Origin of the sequence: Rhodoferax sp. BAB1, from assembly GCF_013334205.1 — a bacterium.
Classification (GTDB): domain Bacteria; phylum Pseudomonadota; class Gammaproteobacteria; order Burkholderiales; family Burkholderiaceae_C; genus Hylemonella.
On record NZ_CP054424.1, the window covers coordinates 3,013,866 to 3,035,073 of the forward strand.

General features: G+C 66.4%; 19 protein-coding genes. 5 read left to right on the forward strand and 14 right to left on the reverse strand.

Annotated elements, in window-relative coordinates:
- Nucleotides 1-5: 5 nt before the first annotated feature.
- Complete coding sequence (locus HTY51_RS14505) at nucleotides 6-350, reverse strand: polyhydroxyalkanoic acid system family protein (RefSeq protein WP_174253385.1); 345 nt, start codon at nucleotides 348-350, stop codon at nucleotides 6-8.
- Between the two features lie 32 nt (nucleotides 351-382).
- Entirely contained in the window at nucleotides 383-1,615 is a 1,233-nt protein-coding gene (locus tag HTY51_RS14510) for a CaiB/BaiF CoA-transferase family protein (RefSeq protein ID WP_174253386.1), read from the reverse strand.
- A gap of 40 nt (nucleotides 1,616-1,655) precedes the next feature.
- Here HTY51_RS14510 and HTY51_RS14515 point away from each other — a divergent pair, with 40 nt between their 5' ends.
- Nucleotides 1,656-1,982: a DUF1840 domain-containing protein gene (locus HTY51_RS14515; RefSeq protein ID WP_174253387.1), complete on the forward strand. Its 327-nt coding sequence runs from the start codon at nucleotides 1,656-1,658 to the stop codon at nucleotides 1,980-1,982.
- Between the two features lie 140 nt (nucleotides 1,983-2,122).
- Here HTY51_RS14515 and HTY51_RS14520 read toward each other — a convergent pair whose 3' ends face one another.
- The 9 genes from HTY51_RS14520 to HTY51_RS14560 all read right to left on the reverse strand — a co-directional run bounded on the left by HTY51_RS14520 (nucleotide 2,123) and on the right by HTY51_RS14560 (nucleotide 13,282).
- Nucleotides 2,123-3,124 carry a tripartite tricarboxylate transporter substrate binding protein gene (locus HTY51_RS14520; RefSeq protein ID WP_174253388.1) on the reverse strand — a complete coding sequence of 334 codons (1,002 nt, stop codon included), beginning with the start codon at nucleotides 3,122-3,124 and terminating at the stop codon, nucleotides 2,123-2,125.
- Nucleotides 3,125-3,439: 315 nt separating this feature from the next.
- A complete protein-coding gene (locus HTY51_RS14525; RefSeq protein ID WP_174253389.1) occupies nucleotides 3,440-4,414 on the reverse strand; it encodes a tripartite tricarboxylate transporter substrate-binding protein in 975 nt (324 codons plus the stop codon).
- 93 nt (nucleotides 4,415-4,507) lie between these two features.
- Complete coding sequence (locus tag HTY51_RS14530) at nucleotides 4,508-5,779, reverse strand: phenylacetate--CoA ligase family protein (RefSeq protein ID WP_174253390.1); 1,272 nt, start codon at nucleotides 5,777-5,779, stop codon at nucleotides 4,508-4,510.
- Nucleotides 5,780-5,914: 135 nt separating this feature from the next.
- Nucleotides 5,915-6,724, reverse strand: coding sequence for an ABC transporter ATP-binding protein (locus HTY51_RS14535; RefSeq protein ID WP_174253391.1), 810 nt, complete (start codon nucleotides 6,722-6,724; stop codon nucleotides 5,915-5,917).
- Nucleotides 6,725-6,874: 150 nt separating this feature from the next.
- Nucleotides 6,875-8,212, reverse strand: coding sequence for an ABC transporter substrate-binding protein (locus HTY51_RS14540; RefSeq protein WP_174253392.1), 1,338 nt, complete (start codon nucleotides 8,210-8,212; stop codon nucleotides 6,875-6,877).
- Nucleotides 8,213-8,278: 66 nt separating this feature from the next.
- Nucleotides 8,279-9,355, reverse strand: a complete 1,077-nt coding sequence (locus HTY51_RS14545) for a branched-chain amino acid ABC transporter permease (protein WP_174253393.1) — start codon at nucleotides 9,353-9,355, stop codon at nucleotides 8,279-8,281.
- A gap of 97 nt (nucleotides 9,356-9,452) precedes the next feature.
- A complete protein-coding gene (locus HTY51_RS14550; protein ID WP_174253394.1) occupies nucleotides 9,453-10,382 on the reverse strand; it encodes a branched-chain amino acid ABC transporter permease in 930 nt (309 codons plus the stop codon).
- 160 nt (nucleotides 10,383-10,542) lie between these two features.
- Nucleotides 10,543-11,328 carry an ABC transporter ATP-binding protein gene (locus tag HTY51_RS14555; RefSeq protein WP_174253395.1) on the reverse strand — a complete coding sequence of 262 codons (786 nt, stop codon included), beginning with the start codon at nucleotides 11,326-11,328 and terminating at the stop codon, nucleotides 10,543-10,545.
- A gap of 16 nt (nucleotides 11,329-11,344) precedes the next feature.
- A complete protein-coding gene (locus HTY51_RS14560) occupies nucleotides 11,345-13,282 on the reverse strand; it encodes a long-chain fatty acid--CoA ligase (RefSeq protein WP_174253396.1) in 1,938 nt (645 codons plus the stop codon).
- Between the two features lie 145 nt (nucleotides 13,283-13,427).
- Here HTY51_RS14560 and HTY51_RS14565 point away from each other — a divergent pair, with 145 nt between their 5' ends.
- Nucleotides 13,428-14,138 (forward strand): Crp/Fnr family transcriptional regulator, encoded by a 711-nt coding sequence (locus HTY51_RS14565; protein ID WP_174253397.1) that lies wholly within the window; start codon nucleotides 13,428-13,430, stop codon nucleotides 14,136-14,138.
- A gap of 2 nt (nucleotides 14,139-14,140) precedes the next feature.
- Here the strand turns inward: HTY51_RS14565 and HTY51_RS14570 are convergent, their stop codons facing one another.
- The 3 genes from HTY51_RS14570 to HTY51_RS14580 form a co-directional block, all read right to left on the reverse strand.
- A complete protein-coding gene (locus HTY51_RS14570) occupies nucleotides 14,141-16,264 on the reverse strand; it encodes a TonB-dependent receptor (protein ID WP_174253398.1) in 2,124 nt (707 codons plus the stop codon).
- Nucleotides 16,265-16,289: 25 nt separating this feature from the next.
- The gene (locus HTY51_RS14575) at nucleotides 16,290-16,604 is read right to left on the reverse strand and encodes a cytochrome c (RefSeq protein ID WP_174253399.1); all 315 of its coding nucleotides are present in this window, start codon (nucleotides 16,602-16,604) and stop codon (nucleotides 16,290-16,292) included.
- A gap of 91 nt (nucleotides 16,605-16,695) precedes the next feature.
- A complete protein-coding gene (locus HTY51_RS14580) occupies nucleotides 16,696-17,976 on the reverse strand; it encodes a sorbosone dehydrogenase family protein (RefSeq protein ID WP_174253400.1) in 1,281 nt (426 codons plus the stop codon).
- 342 nt (nucleotides 17,977-18,318) lie between these two features.
- Between HTY51_RS14580 and HTY51_RS14585 the strand changes: the two genes are divergently transcribed.
- The 3 genes from HTY51_RS14585 to HTY51_RS14595 all read left to right on the forward strand — a co-directional run bounded on the left by HTY51_RS14585 (nucleotide 18,319) and on the right by HTY51_RS14595 (nucleotide 21,131).
- On the forward strand, nucleotides 18,319-19,587 hold the full coding sequence (locus HTY51_RS14585) for a sorbosone dehydrogenase family protein (protein WP_174253401.1): 1,269 nt from the start codon (nucleotides 18,319-18,321) through the stop codon (nucleotides 19,585-19,587).
- Between the two features lie 103 nt (nucleotides 19,588-19,690).
- Nucleotides 19,691-20,170, forward strand: a complete 480-nt coding sequence (locus tag HTY51_RS14590; protein ID WP_174253402.1) for a c-type cytochrome — start codon at nucleotides 19,691-19,693, stop codon at nucleotides 20,168-20,170.
- A 61-nt stretch (nucleotides 20,171-20,231) separates the two neighbouring features.
- Nucleotides 20,232-21,131, forward strand: coding sequence for a pseudouridine synthase (locus HTY51_RS14595; protein WP_174253403.1), 900 nt, complete (start codon nucleotides 20,232-20,234; stop codon nucleotides 21,129-21,131).
- Nucleotides 21,132-21,208: the final 77 nt, after the last annotated feature.

A 21,208-nucleotide genomic window follows, 5' to 3' on the forward strand; every position in this document is an offset into this window, starting at 1 on the left:
GCGCCCTAGCTGGCGCGGCCTTTTTTTCCCGTCGACCCCGGCTGGCCCAGGGGGTCCTGGCCCGAAGCCAGCAACTCGTCGAGGTAGCTGGTGATGCCGGCCTCGATGCGGTCCTTGAAGGCCGCCACCAGCAAACCCAGCCTGGCGTCGAGTTCGAAGCGATCCCTGGTCACGAGCAGGGTGCCCGTGACGCCAGCGCGCTTGAAGTGGATCCGGTCGCCGTCACGGGCCGTCTCGCTGGTGCAGGTCATGTCCAGCCTGTCCTCCACCTGCGTCATCCAGCCCTGGGCGATCTTGCGCGCGGCCGCCAGTCCGAGCGCGTGTTCCCTCACCATGTGGACATCTGCCATCGCCGCTTCCTTGAAGCCTCCGTGGGCGCCCGCTATGCCACCACGCCGCGCGCGCGCAGCGTGGCGATCTGGGCATCCGTCAGTCCCACCTCGCGCAGCACGGCCTCGCTGTCCTGCCCGAGGGCCGGCGCCCGCCGCCACTGGCCGCCCGGCGTGGACGACAGCCTGGGCACCACGCCCGGCACCGTGAGCGCGCTGCCGTCGTCCATCGTCACCGTCTGCAGCATGCCGCGCGCCGCGTAATGCGGGTCGGCCGCGATATCGGCCACCGTGTAGATCTTGCCGGCCGGCACCTGCGCCGCGTCGAGCGCGGCCAGCACCTCATTCACCGGTCGCGTTGCCGCCCAGGCCCCGATGGCGGCGTCCAGTTCCTGCACGCGAGCCACCCGGCCCGCGTTGTCGGCCAGCGCCGGATCTTGCCCCAGGTCGTCGCGGGCTATGCAGTGCATCAGACGCTTGAAGATGCTGTCGCCATTGCCGGCAATCAGGGCGTAGCCGCCATCAGCGCAGCGGTAGGCGTTGGTCGGCGCGATACCCGGCATGGCGCTGCCGGCCGGGCCGCGTACCGCACCAAAGGCGCTGTATTCGGGCAGCAGGCTTTCCATGCAGTTGAACACCGCCTCGTACAGCGCCACGTCGATCACCTGGCCGCGCCCTTTCGGTGCCTCAGGGCTCACGGTGGCATGGCGGTGCTGCAGCGCCAGCAGGATGCCGATGACGCCATGCAGCGAAGCCAGCGTATCGCCGATCGACACGCCCACACGCACCGGCACGCGCCCGGGCTCGGCCGTCAGGTGGCGCAGGCCGCCCATGGCCTCGGCCACCACGCCGAAACCGGGCCGGTCGCGGTAGGGGCCGGTCTGGCCGTAGCCGCTGATGCGCAGCATGATGAGCCCCGGGTTGAGTGCCTGCAGCGCAGCCGGCCCCAGGCCCCAGCCCTCCAGGGCGCCGGGGCGGAAGTTCTCGATCAGCACGTCGGCTTCCGCGGCCAGCCTGCGCACGATGTCCTGCGCTTCGGGCTGTTTCAGGTCCAGCGCCAGCGAGCGCTTGTTGCGCGACTGCACCTGCCACCAGACCGAGGTGCCGTCCTTGAGCAGGCGCCACTTGCGCAGCGGGTCACCCGCACCGGGCGGCTCGATCTTGATCACCTCGGCACCGAAGTCGGCCAGGGTCTTGGCCGCAAAGGGGCCGGCGATCAGCTGCCCCATCTCCACCACCTTGAGGCCCACGAGCGGACCGCGGGGCTTGTTGTCTTGAGTCTCCATGCCCCGCATGCTACCCTTGAGCGGCCCCCCTGGAAGCACCATGCTCTACAAGTTCAAGTCCCGCGCCACCCCCGACCTCATCATGCTCGAGCCCAATGGCCGGCGCGTGCTGCAGCTCATCGGCAAGCCGGTGGACGAGAAACAGGGCATCCTGCAACCGGCCGCCATGCCGGCTGCCATCGCCGCGCTGGAAGCGGCCATTGCGCAGGAGGAAACCGAACGCCGCGCGGCCGAAGCCGAGGCTGCCGAGAAGGGCGAGACACTGCCCGAACAGGAGGGCGTGACGCTGCGTCAGCGCGCCGCCCCCTTCATCGAGATGCTGCGTCGCTGCCAGCAGGCCGGCAAGGACATCGTCTGGGGCGTTTAGCACCCGCGTCGTCAACGCTGATGGGCCACGCCTGAAGGAGCCGAACCGCAGAACGCCGTGGAACCGGCTTTGCCGGGCCACTGGCGTTGCCCCCTCTTTAGGGGGGTGGCGTAGCGAACGTAGGGAGCGAAGCCTGGGGGTTAATCCACTTTCGCGCCTGAAGCTTTCACCACCGCCGCCCACTTCTTGTGCTCGGCGTCGATGAAGCGCGTGAACTCCGCCGGCGTGTTGCCGCTGGGAATGGCGCCCAGTGCGAGCAGCCGCTCCTTCATGGCCGGCGTGGCCAGGGCCCGGGCCACCTCCTGCTGGATGCGGTTGACGATGTCGGGCGCGGTGCCGGCCGGTGCCAGCAGGCCGAACCAGCTGCTGGCCTCGAAACCCTTGAGCCTGGCCGCCTCCTCGATGGTCGGCAGTTCGGGCAAGGTGGCCGAGCGCTGGCCGCTGGTCACGGCAAAGGCCTTGAGCTTGCCGGACTTGATGTGCGGCATGGAGGACGGCAGGTTGTCGAACATGACGTCCATATTGCCGCCCACCATGTCCAGCAGCGCCGGGCCCGAACCGCGGTAGGGGATGTGGGTCATGAAGATGCCGTTCATGGACTTGAACAGCTCGCCGGCCAGGTGGATGGACGTGCCGTTGCCGCTGGAGGCCATGTTGAGCTTGCCCGGGTTGGCGCGGGCGTACTTGATGAAGTCCGGCACCGTGTTGATGTTCAGTGCCCGCGCCTTGTCGGCGTTCATCACCATCACATTGGGCACACCGGCCACCAGGGTGATGGGGGCGAAATCCTTCTGCGGATCGAAACCCAGCTTGGCGTAGAGGGCCTTGTTGATGCCGTGCGTGCCCACCGTGCCCATGAAGATCGTGTAACCGTCGTTGGGCGACTTGGCCACCAGTTCCGCGCCCACATTGCCGCCGGCGCCGGCCTTGTTCTCGACGATGAAGGGCTGGCCGAAGGCCTTGCTCAGGTCCGGCGCAATCGCCCGGGCCAGGATGTCGGTGGTGCCCCCCGGGGCGAAAGGCACGACGATCTTCACCGGCTTGCTGGGCCAGGCGCCCTGGGCCCAGGCGGCTGGCGCCAGGGCCAGCAGCGTTGCGGCTGCGAGCAGGTGGCGGCGGTTCGAGGCGAAGAGCTTGCGCATGGTGTTGTCTCCTGGATTTGATGCATCCCAGTGTAGGTAGCCTTGGGTTCGCTGTGACCTAGGGTTTGTCACCAGACGGCCCTCCACGTGTCGCGTTGGCGGCTTTGCCCATTACCTTGTCGAGTACCCGCTGTGCGGGCGTGGCGAGCCGGGATCTGCGCCCGGCAGCGCAGTAACTTTCTCTTGCGTGCCCAAGAGAAAGTGAGTCGCCCGCCGGGGCGAGACCCGGCTCGCAACGAACGCAAAAACATACCGCAGAAAAAGAAAAAGCCACCTGAACGGTGGCCTTTCCAGCAGTGGGGCAGGACGCTGCAATCAGTCCGCGTAAACGCCCGCCGCCTTGATGACCGGATCCCACTTGGCGATCTCGTCGGCCACGAATTTCTTGTGCTCGACCGGATCCACCCGCTTGTCGCTCACGACCACCGCGCCCAGGCCTTCCTGCTTCTTGATGAAGTCCGGGTCCTTCAGCGCGACTTTCAGGGCGGCGTTGATCTTGCTTGCCACGTCGGCCGGCACACCCTTGGGTGCATACAGGCCGTGCCAGATCGTCACTTCGAAGCCCTTGAGACCGGACTCCTGCAGCGTCGGCAGGTCCTTGAGGGCAGGCGTGGAGAGCCGCTTGGCCGTGGTCACGGCAAAAGCCTTGACCTTCTTGCCCTCGATCTGCGCGGTGGTGTTGGTGGTCTGGTCGCACAGCAGGTCGATCTGGCCGCCGATCAGGTCGGTGATGGCTGGCGCCGTGCCCTTGTAAGGCACGGTGGTCATGTCGATTTTCAGCGCGTTCTGGAACATCAGGCCGCACAGATGCGACGCGGCGCCCAGGCCGGCATTGCCCAGGTTGATCTTGCCCTTGTTGTCATTGATCCAGGCGCTGAGTTCCTTGTAGTTGGCCGCCGGCAGGCTGGGGCGGCCGATCAGGGTCATGGGCACGTCGTTGACCATGCCCAGGTAGGTGAAGTCGTTCGGCACCGAGTAGGGCAGCTTGCGGTAGAGGATGGGGCTGGTCGCCATGCCGATGTGGTGCAGGAACAGGGTGTGACCATCCGGGTTGGCCTTGGCCACCTTGTTGCCGGCAATGGTGCCGCCGGCACCGGCCACGTTCTCGATCACGATGGTGGCGCCGCCCAGGGGCTTGCGCATGGCCTCGGCCAGGTCACGCGCCACGCGGTCGGTCGGTCCGCCAGCCGCGAAGGGCACGACGATGGTGATGGGCTTGGTGCCGGGGAAGGATTGGGCCTGGGCCGCAAAGGCGGTCACGGCAGCGGCGATCAGTAGCAGACGTTTCATGGTGGTTCCTCCTGGGGTATGGCAAGAAGTCTAATCCCGCCGGCCCGGCCCACCCGTTCGGAAAATACTTAGACTCGCCCCGGCAGGACCCGCCTATTTGTAACTGCGCGCATCCTCGATCACCTTGCCGTCATTGGGCAGGCTGCCGGGCAGCAGCAGTTCCACCTCGCCGCGCAGCTTGGTCACGTCGCGCACGGTTTCGGCAATGCGCAGCGCCAGTTCGCCCGGCCCGCTGCAGGCGGTCTCCACCTTGAGTGTCATGGTGTCCTGGGCCATCTCGCCGGCCACCACCAGGCGCGCGCGCACCACTTCCGGGTAGCGCTTGACGATCTCGGCGATCTGGCCCGGGTGCACGAACATGCCGCGCACCTTGGTGGTCTGGTCGGCACGCCCCAGCCAGCCCCTGATACGGGTGTTGGTCCGCCCGGTCGGGCAGGTGTCGGGCAGGATGGCCGAGAGATCGCCGGTGCCGAAGCGGATCAGCGGGTAATCGGGGTTGAGCACGGTCACCACCACCTCACCCACTTCGCCCTCAGCCACCGGGTCGCCGGTGCCGGGACGCACGATCTCCAGGACAATGCCCTCGTCCAGCAGCAGACCCTGACGCGCCTGGGTCTCGTAGGCGATCAGGCCGGCATCGGCCGTGGCGTAGCACTGGTAAGCGGCAATACCGCGCTCGGCCAGCCAGTCACGCAGGCTGGGCGGAAAGGCCTCGCCGCTGACCAGGGCCTTGGTGAAGGACAGCTTGGCGCCCGCCTCCTGCGCCTTCTCGACCAGGATCTTCAGGAAGCTGGGCGTGCCGGCATAGGCCACCGGCCGCAGGTCGGTCATGGCCGACAGCTGCTGCTCGGTATTGCCCGTGCCGCCGGGAAAGACGGTGCAGCCCAGGGCCTGGGCGCCGGCTTCCATGATCCAGGCGCCGGGCGTGAGGTGGTAGCTGAAGCAGTTGTGCACCAGGTCACCCGCCTCGAAACCGGCCGCGGCAAAAGCACGGGCGCTGCGCCAGTAATCCGCCGCACCGCCTTCCGGCTCGTAGATCGGGCCGGGCGACTGGTAGACGCGCCGCGCCCCCGTACCGCGCAACAGGCCGCGCCAGCCGATGGCAGAGAAACCGCCAAAAGGATCACTGGCATCCCGCGCACGGGCCGCCTGCTGGCGCTCCAGCAATTCGTGCTTGCGCGTCACCGGCAGCTTGGCCAGCGCCGCACGTGTGGTGACGGCTGCGGCATCCACACCGCGCAGGATCTCGGCAAAAGCCGGGGCCGAGCGCTGGGCCTGTGCCACATGGCCCGGCAGGGCCGCCAGCAGGGCGGCCTCGCGCAACGCCGGGTCGCGTGTTTCGAGCGCGTCGTAATGTTTGCTCATCTCAGTCGTCCCTGTTACGTACTCCGCCTTGAGCCGAGGTGTCTTGATCGGGAACGCCGTGGAACCGGCTTCGCCGGGCCACTGGCGTTGCCCCCTTGAGGGGGGAGGCGGCCTCAGGGCCGCCACGGGGGTGCTTCACGCCAACCAACGCTTGCGGCGTTTATAACTTTTCACGTCACGGAAACTCTTGCGCTCACCGCCGCCCATGCCGAGGTAGAACTCCTTCACGTCCTCGTTGCTGGCCAGGTCGCTGGCGACGCCGTCCATCACGATACGACCCGACTCCATGATGTAGCCGTAGTCCGAGTACTTCAGCGCCATATTGGTGTTCTGCTCGGCCAGCAGGAAGGTCACGCGCTCCTTCTGGTTCAGGTCCTTGACGATCTCGAAGACCTCTTCCACGATCTGCGGCGCCAGGCCCATGGAGGGCTCGTCCAGCAGCACCATGCTGGGGTGGGCCATGAGCGCGCGGCCGATGGCGCACATCTGCTGCTCGCCGCCCGAGGTGTAGGCGGCCTGGGAGGTGCGGCGCGTCTTGAGGCGCGGAAAGTAGGCATAGACCTTCTCCAGGCCGGCGGCCACCTCGGCCTTGCTCTTGCGCGTATAGGCCCCGGTCAGCAGGTTTTCCTCGATCGTGAGGTGGGCAAAACAGTGCCGCCCCTCCATCACCTGCACCACGCCGCGCTTGACCAGATCGGAAGGCGTCAGGTTCTCGATGCGCTCGCCGCGCAGCTCGATGCTGCCCTTGGTCACCTCACCGCGCTCGCCCTTGAGCAGGTTGGAGATGGCGCGCAGCGTCGTGGTCTTGCCCGCGCCGTTGCCACCCAGCAGCGCCACGATGCCCCCCTCGGGCACCTGCAGCGACACCCCCTTGAGCACCAGGATCACGTGGTTGTAGATGACCTCGATGCCGTTGACGTTCAAAACAATGTTCTTGGAGTCCATGAATGGCCCTTCTTCACCAAATGAAAGACCCGCGAAGCGGCCCTTTCATTTGGCGGCTCCACCAGGTGGAGCCGCTGCCCCTCCCGCCGGGCGGGAGGGGTTGGGGGTGGGTGCCGACATGACAGACAAGGTCTTGATCGGCACAGCCGATCAAGACTGACAGTCAGCGCCACCCCGACGTGTCAGCTTCTTCTCGGCCGCGTACTTGTCGGCCGCGTTCTTCACCATGGGCTTGATGATCTGCTCGTCAGCCTGGTACCAGTCGGAACTCCAGACGAACTTGGCGCCGTCCCAGGTGTGCACGCGGGCCCAGGAAGCGCCCATGTGGTCCTGGCAGCTGGTGGAGATCGGGCGCATCACACCCTTGAAGCCCAGCGCATCGAGCTTGGCCTGTGTCAGGTTCAGGTTCTCGTAGCCCCAGCGCGCCTGCTCGCCGGTCACCCACTTGCCCTTGCCGTAGCGCTCCTGCGCGGCGCGCGCGCCCTCCACAGCGAACATCGCTGCCTGCAGGCCGCGCATGTACAGCACCTGGCCCACTTCTTCCTTCGGGCCCGTGCCCTGGCCCTTGGCGTGCACCTTGTCCAGGATCTCCTTGACCACGGCAGCGTTCGGCTCGGCGCCGTGCTGCATCATGATGGCGTTGTAGCCCTTGGCACCGGCCCCCACGTCCTTGACGTCGGGCTCGGCACCGGCCCACCACACGCCGTACATCTTCTCGCGCGGGTAGCCGGTGGCCTGGGCCTCCTTGAGCGCGGTGGAATTCATCACGCCCCAGCCCCAGTTGAGCACGTAGTCGGGACGGTTCTGGCGGATCTGCAGCCAGGTGGCCTTCTGCTCCACACCCGGGTGGGTCACGGGCAAGAGGCTGAGCTGGAAGCCGTGCATGGCGGCGCGCTCCTGCAGCAGCGGAATGGGTTCCTTGCCGAAGGGGCTGTCGTGGTAGACCAGCGCGATCTTCTTGCCCTTGAGCTTGTCGTAGCCGCCTTCCTTCTTGGCGATGTGCTGGATCAGCGTATCAGCCGCCACCCAGTAGGTGCCCGACAGCGGGAAGTTCCACTTGAAGACCATGCCGTCGGCCGACTCGCTGCGGCCGTAGCCGGCGGTGATCAGCGGGATCTTGTCGCCCGGGGCCTTCTCGGTCAGCGCGAAGGTGATGCCGGTGGACAGGGGCTGGAACACGGTGGCGCCACCGTTCTTGCCCTTGAGGCGCTCGTAGCACTCCACGCCGCGGTCGGTGGCGTAGCCGGTCTCGCACTCCTCGTAGGAGACTTTCACGCCGTTGATGCCGCCGCGCGCGTTGGTGAGCTTGAGGTAGTCGACGTAGCCGTTGGCGAAGGGCACGCCGTTGGGCGCGTAGGCGCCGGTGCGGTAGACCAGCACGGGGAAAAACTGTTCCTTGGCCTGCGCGAACGCGGCCGTGGAACAAAGCGCACCCGTGACGGCGGCGGCCGTCAGCGAGGCGGCGAGGGCGAGTTGACGAAGCTTCATGGTTTGTCTCCTGTAGGTAGATGGAATGGTTGAAGCACGCGGGGGGGGGGAATCAGAACAACGGTGTCAGTGCGGGAAGGGCCACAGGCGCAGCTTCTGCTTGCCTATGCTCCACAGCTTGGCCAGGCCGTGCGGCTCGACGATCAGGAACCAGACGATCAGTGCGCCGAAGACCATGAATTCGGTGTGGGAGATGGCCGCCGTGGAAATCTCCACGCCGACCAGGCTGCCCAGCGCCGGCAGCAGCTGGTTGAGCACGATGGGCAGCACGACGATGAAGGCCGCGCCGAAGAAGCTGCCCATGATGGAGCCCAGGCCGCCGATGATGACCATGAACAGCAGCTGGAAGGAACGGTCCACCGAGAAGGCGGCCGGCTCCCAGGCACCCAGGTGCACGAAGCCCCAGAGCGCGCCGGCCACGCCGATGATGAAGGAGCTCACGGCAAAGGCGCTGAGCTTGGCGTACATGGGGCGGATGCCGATCACGGCCGCGGCCACGTCCATGTCGCGGATGGCCATCCACTCGCGGCCGATGGCACTGCGCACCAGGTTCTTGGCCAGCAGCGCGAACAGCACCAGCAGCGCCAGGCAGAACAGGTACTTCTGCAGCGGCGACTCCACCGGCAGGCCGAAGACTTGCAGGTTGGACACCGAGACCGAACCCGAAGGGTTGCCGTGGGTGAACCAGCCGATGCGCAGGAAGGCCCAGTCGCAGAAGAACTGCGCGGCCAGCGTGGCCACGGCCAGGTACAGGCCCTTGACCCGCAGGCTGGGGATGCCGAAGAAGATGCCCACCAGCGTGGCGAAGAAACCGCCCGACAAGAGGGCCACGAGCAGCGGCATGCCCTCGATGCGCACGAAGGTGTTGTAGGCCGCGTAGGCCCCCACGGCCATGAAAGCCCCCGAACCCAGCGAGATCTGGCCGCAGTAGCCGACCAGGATGTTCACGCCCACCGCCGCCAGCGCCAGGATAAGGAAAGGGATGAAGATGGCGCGGAACAGGTATTCATCGGCCAGCATGGGCACGCCGATGAAGGCAAAAGCGATCAGCGCCAGGATGGCCCAGCGGTCCTGCGCGATCGCAAAGATCTGCTGGTCCGCCGTGTAGGTGGTCTTGAACTGGCCGTTTTCTCTGTAGAACATATCAACTACCGATCAATGATCTTTTGGCTTCAGCCGCTCACTTCGTTCGCTTAACTTGCTGCGCAAGTCAACTTTCACCGGAAGATCATCGCCCGCGTCATACGCGGTCGATGATCTTCTCCCCAAACAAGCCCTGCGGCCGGAACAGCAGGAACACCAGCGCCAGCATGTAGGCGAACCAGATCTCGATGCCGCCGCCGACAAAGGGGCCCAGGTAGACCTCAGACAGCTTCTCGCCCACGCCGATGATCAGGCCGCCGATGATGGCGCCGGGCACCGAGGTCAGCCCGCCCAGGATGATCACCGGCAGCGCACGCAGCGCCACCGTGGCCAGCGAGAACTGCACGCCCAGCTTGGAGCCCCAGATCATCCCGGCCACCAGCGCCACCACACCCGCCACGCACCAGACGATGACCCAGATGCGGTTGAGCGGAATGCCGATGCTCTGCGCGGCCTGGTGGTCGTCAGCCACGGCACGCAGCGCGCGCCCGGTGGCCGTCTTCTGGAAAAACACCGACAGGCCGGCCACCAGCACGGCGGCAATGGCCGCGGCGATCAGGTCTTCCTGGTTGATCAGGATGCCGCCCTCGAACACCGATGCGAAAGCGAAGATCGGCTCCTTGGGCATGCCGATGTCGATCTTGTAGATGTCGCTGCCGAACAGGGTCTGGCCCAGGCCTTCCATGAAATAGGTGATGCCCAGCGTGGCCATCAGCAGCGTGGCCGCCTCCTGGTTGACCAGGTGGCGCAGCACCAGACGCTCCACCAGCCAGGCCACCACGAACATCACGGCGCCGGCCAGCACGAAAGCCACCGTGTTAGCCAGCCAGCGGCTTTCGATGCCAGTCCACTGCGGGATCCATTCGGCAAAACGCGCCATGGCCAGGGCCGCGAACAGCACCATGGCGCCCTGCGCGAAGTTGAACACGCCCGAGGCCTTGAAGATCAGCACGAAGCCCAGCGCCACCAGCGAATACAGCATGCCGGCCATGAGGCCGTTCAGCAGAGTCTCAAGAAAGAATGCCATCAGATACTCCCCCCCGTGGCTCGCTCACTGCGTGTAGCGGCCTCCCCCCTCAAGGGGGCGATGCCAGCGGCCCGGCGAAGCCGGTTCCACGGCATCCCCCGGTTGGCATCTTGTGCGCCTAAGGCACGGATTTCAACGTAATGCATCTTCATCCGCTCCATCAGTGAGATGTGCCCAGATAGGCCCGGATCACTTCCTCGTTGTTGCGCACGGCATCGGGGGTGCCGTCGCCGATCTTCTTGCCGTAGTCCAGCACCACCACGCGGTCGCTGATGTCCATCACCACGCCCATGTCGTGCTCGATCAGCACCACGGTCGTGCCGAACTCGTCGTTGATGTCGAGCACGAAGCGGCACATGTCCTGTTTCTCTTCCACGTTCATGCCGGCCATGGGTTCGTCCAGCAGCAGCACCTGCGGCTCCATGGCCAGGGCGCGGCCCAGGTCCACGCGCTTTTGCAGGCCGTAGGGCAGCTGGCCCACGGGCGTCTTGCGATGCGCCTGGATCTCCAGGAAGTCGATGATGTGCTCGACGAACTCGCGGTGGCGGATCTCCTCGCGCTGGGCCGGGCCGATGCGCAGCGCCTGCAGCAGGATGTTGCTGCGGATCTTCAGGTTGCGCCCGGTCATGATGTTGTCCAGCACGCTCATGCCCTTGAACAGGGCCAGGTTCTGGAAGGTGCGCGCCACGCCCATCTCGGCCACCTGGCGGCTGTTCATGTGGTCGAAGGTCTGGCCGCGGAAGGTGATGGTGCCGTGCTGCGGCGTGTAGACGCCGTTGATGCAGTTGAGCATGGAGCTCTTGCCCGCGCCGTTGGGGCCGATGATGGCGCGGATCTCGTGCTCGCGCACGTCGAAGGAAATGTCGGTCAGCGCCTTCACGCCGCCGAAGGCCAGCGAGATGTTCTTCACATCCAGGATCACGTCGCCCAGTTTTCTTTGCGTCATTTGATCTTCACTCTTCTCAGGCGACCTTGGCCGCGCCCGGGTAGCGTTTGGCGTCACGGATGGGCAGCGTGGCCGAGACGGTGCCGGTGCGGCCGTCCTCGAACTTCACCTGCGTTTCGATGAACTGTTCCTTGCGACCCTCGTACAGGGCCTCGATCAGCACCGCGTACTTGTCGCCGATGAAACCGCGGCGCACCTTGCGTGTGCGGGTCAGCTCGTCGTCGTCGGGGTCCAGTTCCTTGTGCAGCACCAGGAAACGGGCAATCTGCGTGTCGGCCATACCGGCCTCGGCCGCCAGGTCCACGTTGACCTGCTGCACGCAGTCGGCCAGCATGTCCAGCACCGCCGGCTTGCTCGCCAGGTCCACGTAACCGCTGTAGGGCAGGCCCTGGCGTTCGGCCCAGTTGCCCACCGCCTCGAAGTCGATGTTGATGAAGGCGCAGACCTGACCGCGGCCGTGGCCGAAGCACACCGCCTCCTTGATCTGCGGGAAGAACTTGAGCTTGTTCTCGATGTAGTTGGGCGCAAAGATGGCGCCGCTGGCCATCTTGCCCACGTCCTTGGCCCGGTCGATGATGATCAGGTGGCCATCCGGGTCGATCACGCCGGCGTCGCCGGTGTGGAAATAACCCTCGACATCCATCACCTCGGCGGTGGCATCGGGTCGTTTGTAGTACTCCTTGAGCACCGAAACGCCACGCACCAGCACTTCGCCGTTGTCGGCAATCTTGATCTCGATGCCCGGCGCCGCCTCGCCCACGCTGTTGAGCTTGACGCGGCCGTTCTTCTGGATGCAGACGTAGGCGCAGGTCTCGGTCTGGCCGTAGAGCTGCTTGAGGTTGATGCCGATGGAGCGGTAGAAGCGGAACAGGTCCGGCCCGATGGCCGCGCCCGCCGTGTAGGCCACCCGGATGCGCGAGAGGCCCAGCACATTGCGCAGCGGGCCGTAGACCAGCGCATTGCCCAGGGCGTAGAGCAGGCGGTCCGTGAACGACACCTTGTGCCCGTCCAGGATCTCGGCGCCGCAGCGCCGCGCCACGTCCATGAACTGTTTGTAGAGCCAGCGTTTCGGGGCCGCGGCGTCTTCCATGCGGATGGAGACCGAGGTCAGCATGCTCTCGAACACCCGCGGGGGCGCGAAGTAATAACTCGGCCCGATCTCGCGCAGATCAATGCTCACCGTCTCGGCCGACTCGGGGCAGTTGGTGGTGAAACCCGCCACCAGCCACTGGGCGATGGAGAAGAGGTGGTCACCCACCCAGGCCGGCGGCAGGTAGGAAATGATGTTGTCCTCGGGCACCAGGCCGTCCACCAGCACGCCGCCCCGGGCCGCCTCGATGAAACTCTGGTGCGTCTGGCACACGCCCTTGGGCCGGCCCGTCGTGCCCGAGGTGTAGAGGATGACCGAGACGTCGGAAGGCTGGCCCGATTCGACTGAGTTCCGATAGAAGTCCGGGTGCTGCTGCTCGTACTGGCGCCCCAGCTCGAACAGGCGGGCTATGCTGATCAGCCCTTCGTGCTGGTAGTTGCGCAGGCCGCGCGGGTCATCGAAAACGATGTGCTGCAGCAGGCCGGGCACGCTCTCGCGCAGCTCCAGCAGCTTGTCGACCTGCTCCTGGTTTTCGGCGAAGGCGAAATGGATTTCCGCGTCTTCCAGCACAAAGGCCATCTCGCTGGCGATGGCGTCCTGGTACATGGGCACGGGCACACCGCGCAGGCTTTGCGCCGCAATGAAGGCCTGGTAGAGGTGCGGCCGGTTGTCGCCCACGATGGCCAGGTTCTGCCCGGGCTGGAAACCCAGCGCCGCCAGGCCGCAGCTCATGAGGCGCACGTCCTCGGCGGCGCGCGCCCAACTCCAGGTCTGCCAGATGCCGTATTCCTTCTCGCGCATGGCCGGGGCCTCGGGCCGCTGCGCCGCATGCTGCATCAGAAGTCTGGGAAAAGTCGTCTGCATCCCGTTTCCTTGTCTACTCGCCTGAGGTCACTCTGGACCCCGCTTGCAGCCATGGTAGGGAGCGATTTGACGTTATGTTGTCGTTGCGACGACAATTCAGGGTAGACCCTAGGTGGTATTTTCCCGCCCACACCCCGATGACGCCATGAGCACAGAACCCAGCCTGCACCAGCGCCGGCGCGCGCCCACCGAGGCCGAACTCGCCGGCATCCCCTGGCTGTCGCGCCTCACCCCCGAGGAGCGCGCCATCGCCCTGGCCGACCTGCAGATCAGCGAGGCCCAGGCCGGTGACCTGGTCTGCCGCCTCGGCCGCCCCGTCACCTATTGGTTCGGCGTGGTCGACGGCCTGCTCAAGATGAGCGGGGGCAGCGCCGACGGCCAGGCCATGACCTTCACCGGTGTGCCGCCGGGCGGCTGGTTCGGCGAAGGCACGGCGCTCAAGCGCGAGGCCTACCGCTACAACATCCAGGCCCTGCGCAAGAGCCTGGTGGCCGGCCTGCCGGTGGACACCTTCCACCGCCTGCTGGACCAGTCCATCGGCTTCAACCGCTTTGTCATGAACCAGCTCAACGAGCGCCTGGGTCAGTTCATCGCGGCGCGCGAGATCGACCGCATGAACAGCCCCGATCTACGCGTCGCGCGCAGCCTGGCCGCGCTCTTCAACCCCGTGCTCTACCCCGGCGTGGGCGAGGTGCTGCGCATCACGCAGCAGGAACTGGCCTACCTGGTGGGCCTGTCACGCCAGCGCGTCAACGAGGCCCTGGCCAACCTGCAGGCGCGCGGCCTGATCCGCATCGAGTACGGCGGCCTGCGCGTGCTCGACCTGGAAGGCCTGCGCTCGCAGCGGCCGACCTGAAGTCAAAGCGGCACATCCAGGCGCGCACCCAACGTCCAGTTGCGGCCGGGTGCCGGCTCGTAGAACTGGCTGGCCGCCTGATTGACGATGACCGAACCAACGTAGCGCTCGCCCCCCGCGTTGTCGATGCGCGCATAGGCCGTCAGCCGGCCCCGGCCCGCGGCCCAGGCCTGGCTGGCCTTGAGGTTGAACACGGTGTAGCCCTCGGCGCTCGCGGTGTTGGTGTCATTGGCGTAGAGGCGCCCGGCGCTGACGATCTCTACGCCGGCCCGCGTGCCCATACGCTGCGCCGCACGTGCGGACGGTTGCGCCTGGCTGGTCCACAGCAACTCGGAAAAGATGAAGTTCTGGGGAATGCCAGGCAGCCGGTTGTCAGCCAGCACAGTGAAAGGGGTGCCCGCGCTGATGTAGGTGAATGACTGCGAGTAGCGCGCGTCTATGGCCGTCGCCGCCAGCGACAGGCTCACCTTCGGGTGGACCAGTGTTCGCCCGGAGAGTTCCACCCCGCGCCGCTCAGTGCCAGGCGCGTTGGTGTACGCCGTCTGGCCGAAGCTGTTGCGTGCCACCACCACCTCATCCGAGGTGGTGATGTGGAACACAGTGAAATCCAGCCGCGAACCGGCGGTCGGCACCCACTTCAGCCCCGCCTCGTAGTGCCGGCTGGTCGCAGCCCTGAGCGTCGGATTGAACTCGGCCAGCACGGCGCCGCCGCTCTCCCGGTAGGCCACCTCGGCCAAGGTCGGCGTCTCGAAACCCTTGCCATAGTTGGCATAGAGGTTCATGGTATCGGCCGCATGCCAGGTCACCCCCAGAACCGGGTTGCTCGCCTGATAACTCACTTGACCTGAGCCGTCTCGCCCGTCCGCCAGGTAATAGTCTTCGCTGACAAAACGCACCGTGCTGTGGCGCAACCCGCCCACCATCGACCAGCGTTCCGACAGCAAGGCCGTGCCCTGCACGAAGACATCGCTGTTCTCGGCCTGGTTGTCCTCGCTGCGCGTGGTGCTGGTCTTCTCGCCCAGCGCCGCCACACCGCCCTCGCGGTATTCACGCGAACGGTCGAACTCGTAGCCCGCCACCCAGCGCATCGGCGTGGCGCCCAACCGCGATAGCGCGTTGTACTGCAGGCCCAAACCATAGTAGCCACGGTCCAGGCCGACCCAGGTGTTACCGGACTGGAACTGCAGGTTGTCGCGCGCACCGTAGTAGACACGCGCCGTGACCGAGCGGTCCGCGCCAAGTTGGTGGATCACCGAGGTGCCGACCTGACTTTGCGTCACGATCTTGCGCACCCGGCGGTCGACAGCATTGGTCCCCGCCTGCGTCGGATCCGCCGCCAGCTGCGCCGCCGTCAGGCCCAGCGGGTCCTCGGCCAGCGGCATGTCGAACTGGTTGAAAACCACATTCACGCGCGTGCCTGCGTCCGGCCCGAAACTCAGCTTGCCGTTGAACTGCTTGCGTTCGGCGGCGCTGTTGTCGCGGTAGCCATCGGTGCTGAAAGTGCCGTAGTCGGCCACCAGGCCCACGCCGCCAGGACCCGCACCAAGACGGCCTGCGTATTGCCAGTCGGTCCGGCGCATGTCGTAAGAGCCCGTGTAGAGCTGCGCACCGAACTCCGGCACCTCGGGCGCCTCGCGCGTGAAGGCCTGGATCACGCCGCCGGCCGAGTTGCCGTACATCAGGGCCAGCGGCCCGCGCAGCACCTCGATGCGTTCGGTGGACGTCAGCGCGATGGACGAGCCCTGGCCTTGCCCGTCGGGTGTGGTGGCCGGGATGCCGTCGATCAGCAGGCGGATGCCGCGGATGCCGAAGGCCGAGCGCGCGCCGAAGCCGCGGATCGAGACCTGCAGGTCCTGCGCATAGTTCTGCCGGTTCAGGATGGTCAGGCCCGGCACGCGATTGAGCGACTCCGACAGGTTGATCTGCGGGCCGGCATTCTGGATGGTCTCGCGCTCCACCGCCTCGATGGCCGCCGGTGCGTCGAAGCTGCGCTGCTGCGCGCGCGAGGCCGAGATCACCACGTCCTCCAGCGTCTGGCCCCAGGCCGGCACGGCGCCCAGGCCGGTCACCAGCAGCGCCAGCGCCGTGCGCATCGGCCGCAGGCCCGGTTTGTTTGTCTGTTTCATGTCGCTCTTTGTTCTTGTCATGGCTTCACTGTGACTCGACCCGCAGCTGCAGCGAGGCATACCACTGGGCCAGGTTGTCGATGTCCTGATTGCTCAGGGGTTTGGCGATCACGCCCATCACCTCGTGCGTGCGCTTGCCGCTGCGGTAGTTGCGCAGCTGCTCCACCAGGTAGACCTCGGGCTGGCCGGCCAGATGGGGCACGTTGGGCTGCTGGGACAGGCCCAGCGGCCCGTGGCAGACCGCGCAGGCCGTCGCCGCGCGGGCTTTGCCGGCGGCCACGTCGGCCCAGGCAACGGTGGCGGCCCACAGCAGGAGGCCGCCCACGAGCATGCTTTTCATTCGGAATCCCTTCACTCAAAAAAACGGAGATCGTGCGATCTCCGTCGGGTCTCGGACCGGTGCCGCGCTCGCGCGGCACCGGGTGCAACGCTCAGTGGGCGTGGGTCACGCGGTAGATGGCCCCAACGTAGTCATCCGAGATCAGCAGTGAGCCGTCCTTCATCACGGCCACGTCCACCGGGCGGCCCTTGTAGACGCCGTTCGCATCGAGCCAGCCCTCGGCAAAGACCTCGGAGGCGCCGGCCGTTCCGTCAGCCTTGACCGGCACGAAGTTGATCAGCGCGCCGCTGGCCTTGGTGCGGTTCCAGGAACCGTGGGCCGCCACGAAGATGCCGCCACGGTATTTGGCCGGGAACATGCTGCCGTTGTAGAACGTCATGCCCAGCTGCGCCTGGTGCGCCGGAAACTCCACCTGCGGCCGGGTCCAGCTGGCCGGTGCCTTCATGTCCTTGAGGTCCGGCGCCGCCCCCGTCCCGGCGATCTGGGTGCTGTTGCCGTGGATGTAGGGGTAGCCGAAGTGCTCGCCCCCAGCCTTGGTGATACGGTTGAGCTCGCCCGGCGGAATGTCGTCACCCATGCCGTCGGTCTGGTTGTCGGTGAACCAGACCGTCTTGTCCCTGGGGTTGATATCCATGCCCACCGAATTGCGCACGCCCACGGCCACCACCTCGCGTTTGGAGCCGTCGAAGGGGTCGAGGCGGATCATGCCGCCGATGCCCAGCTTCTCGTACATCGCCACCTTGCCCGCGGGCTGCACGTTGTAGGGCTGGCCCAGGGTGATGTGCAGCTTGCCGTCATCGCTGATGCGGCAAGTGCGCGCGCCGTGGTTGAAGGACTCCTCCTCCTCGGGAACCAGCTTGCCCTGCGGCACCACCTCGATCACCGCCACGTCCGGGCCTTCGTAGAAGAACTCGGCGGCCGGGAAGTTGAGCACGCGGTTGTGCTCCGCGACGATCAGGAAGCCGTCCTTGGTCCAGCACACACCATTGGGCACCTTGAAATTGAGCGAAGGCGCAAAGGCCTTGACCTCGTCGGCCGTGCCATCGCCGTTGCGGTCGGTCACCGCCCAGACCTTGGTCTTGCGCGTGCCCACGAAGAGCATATTGGTCGAAGGCGCCACCGCCATGTGGCGCGCGTCGGGCACCACGGCGAACAGCTCGATCTTGAAACCCGGCGGCATCTTGATGTTCTTCAGGTTGGCGCGGATCGCCTCGGCGTTGCGCCCTTCCTGGGGCACCAGCGGAATGTTCAGGTCGGTGGTGGCGACCTTCATCTGCTTGAGTGTGGAGAGATTGTCCTTGCCCGACTGCGCGCTTGCGGCGACGGCGAACCCCGCCGCCAGCAGGGCCAGCCCCAGCTTGCGTGTGATCATGGTGAGCTCCTCTGACTGTTTTTGCTGTCATCCGGCCCGCCGACCGGTGGACCGTAGGCAGGATTAAGCCGAGGGACCTGCGCCCGTGCAAGCCGCAGCGCAGCATTTCCTGTGCGGCGTAAGGCTGTTGCCCCTGGCGCGCGCCGTGTCGGGTCGCCAGGGTGTCGCGTTTTGAGTCACTCCCGTCTGCGGCATGCCAACAAACGCAGCCCTTCATCACGGTTGCTTATATCGCTTAGTGGCCGAAGCGCATAAATCTTCAGTGGAAACCCTAGGCAGACCAATAAACACCATGCCTAGCATTGAACGGTTCTGCACAACAACACATCACGGAGACTCCCCATGCGCAAGCTCATTCCCCTGGCAGGTGTCCTGCTGGCCGCCGTGCTGGCCGGCTGCCAGTCCACCCCGCCGCAATCCGGCGCCACCACCACCTTCTCGGCTGCGCCGCCGGCCGGCCAGCCCGGCTGGAAGCAGGGCATGCCCGCCGCCCTGGCCAACTCCACCCTGGCGCCGCTGGCTGGCAAGAACACCGCCACCCCCGCCGCCGAGATCCCGGTCGACAAGCTCAGGCTGCCTCCGGGTTTCAAGGTGGAGGTCTGGTCCACCGGCACGCCCGGCATCCGCGCCATCTCACGCGGCGAAAGCGGCAAGGTCTATGGCGGCACCCGCGGCCTGGGCCGTGTCTATGAGATCAGCGACAACGGCAGCGCCCGCACGAGCCGCGTCGTGGTGGACAAGCTCAAGCAGCCCGCTGCCACCATCCACAACGGCAACCTTTATGTGATGGCCATCGACAAGGTGCTGCGTTTCGACGGCATCGAGAAGAACCCCAATGTGGCCCCGGTGGACATGACGGCCGCCTTCAAGCTGCCACCGCTGGAGCACCACAACTGGAAGTACATCCGCTTCGGGCCGGACGGCAAGCTCTACGTGCCCTTCGGCGCACCGTGCAACATCTGCACCCTGCCCAGCGACGAGTACGCGCAGATCCGCCGTTACAACGCCGACGGCACGGGCATGGAAGTCATCGCCACAGGTGTGCGCAACACCGTGGGCTTCGACTTCCACCCGGTCACCGGCGAACTCTGGTTCACCGACCACGGCCGCGACTGGATGGGCGACAACACCCCCGAGGACGAACTCAACCGCATTCCCGGCAAGCCCTGGTACCAGTTCGGCATGGGTGGCACGCCCTTCTTCGGCTTCCCCTACTGTCATGCCAATGGCGTGGCCGACCCGGACGTGAAGAAAGCCAACCCCTGTGACGGTGTGACCCTGCCCGTGAGCACCATGGGCCCGCACGCCGCCAACATGGGTCTGCAGTTCTACACCGGCAACATGTTCCCGGCCGAGTACAAGAACGCGATGTTCGTGGCGCGCAAGGGTTCGTGGAACCGCAGCACCAAGATGGGCTACGACATCGTCATGGTGAAGGCCGACGCCGACGGCAAGAACGCCAAGGTCACGCCCTTCATGACCGGCTTCGCCGATACGGCCGCCAACACCTTCTGGGGCCGTCCGGCCTACATCCTGCAGATGCCCGACGGCGCGCTCTTGGTGTCGGACGAGCAGCTCGGTGCCATCTACCGCATCTCGTATGCCAGGTAAGACGCCGCCTTTCATCGGCACAAGCAGGGCCCTGGTAGCAGCGGCCCTGCTTTTTTTCGTGGGCGCCCCGCAGGCACAGCAACCCCTGCGGCTGGAGCTGTGCATGGCCTGTCACGGCCCGCAGGGCAACTCGCAGAACCCGCAGATCCCCTCGCTGGCCGGGCAACCGAAGATCTTCGTGGAGAACCAGCTGGTGCTGATCCGCGAAGGCCTGCGCGACATCCCGCCCATGAAAGGCACACTCGACGGCCTGAGCGACGCCGACCTCATCGTGCTGGCCCAGTACTTCACCGCACAGACTCCCGTGCCAGTCCTGGCCGGCCCGGTGGACACGGCCCGCTACGAACGCGGCCGGGCGCTGGCGGCCTCCATGCTCTGCGGCAGCTGCCACCTGCCGACCTACCGGGGCCGGGAACAGATCCCCCGCCTGGCAGGCCAGCACGAAAGCTTCCTGCGCACCGTCATGCAGGAATACCGCGACAAACCCGGCCCCGGCCGCGACACGGTCATGACCAACGCCCTGCTCGGCGTGAAGAACGATCAGCTCGACGACCTGGCGCATTTCCTGGCCCACTTCAAATAGGCCTTGAAAGGTCGAGGCCCAGGCCGCCCTGAATTTCAGCCGGGCCTAGAATCGGCGTCTGATGAAAGACAGCCCACCTCCCGAGAAGCCCACCCTGCGCCGCGCGCCACGCCCCGAGGGTGTGCCTGCGCCCAAGCCGGGCGGCGCCGCCGCCACCAGCCGCATCAACAAACGCATGGCCGAACTCGGCCTGTGCTCACGCCGCGAGGCCGACGCCTGGGTCGAAAACGGCTGGGTCAAGGTCAACGGCAAGACCGCCGAGATGGGCCAGCAGGTCACGCCCAGCGACCGCATCGAGGTCGACAAACAGGCCCAGAACCAGCAGGCCACGCAGGTCACCATCCTGCTCAATAAACCCATCGGTTACGTCAGCGGCCAGGCCGAGGACGGGCACGAACCCGCCGTGGTGCTGGTGCAGCCGCAGAACCGCTGGCGCGACGACAACGCCCGTTTCTTCTTCAACGGCGCGCAATTGCGTGGCCTGGCGCCCGCCGGCCGGCTCGACATCGACTCCACCGGCCTGCTCGTGCTCACCCAGGACGGCCGGGTGGCGCGCCAGCTCATCGGCGAAGACTCGGTGATGGAAAAGGAATACCTGGTGCGGGTGGTCTACCTGGGCACACCCGCCGCCGCGGCGGCGCCCACCCAACTCACGCGCATCGACGACGACGACCCCATTTCCACCAATGTGCAGGCCGTTTTCCCCGCCGCCATGCTGGCCAAGCTGCGCCACGGCCTGAGCCTGGACGGCCAGGCCCTCAAACCCGCCAAAGTGGACTGGGAGAACCCCGAGCAGCTGCGCTTCGTACTGACCGAAGGGAAGAAGCGCCAGATCCGCCGCATGTGCGAACTGGTGGGGCTGAAGGTCGTGGGGCTGAAACGCGTGCGCATCGGCCGGGTCATGCTGGGCCAGCTGCCCGTGGGCCAGTGGCGCTACCTGGCGCCGCACGAGAAGTTCTAAGCACCCGCCCCGGGGCCTTGAAACCCCGGCCCCCCGCCCATAATTCCCGTTTTTGCCGGCCCACCCGGGCCTTCTGA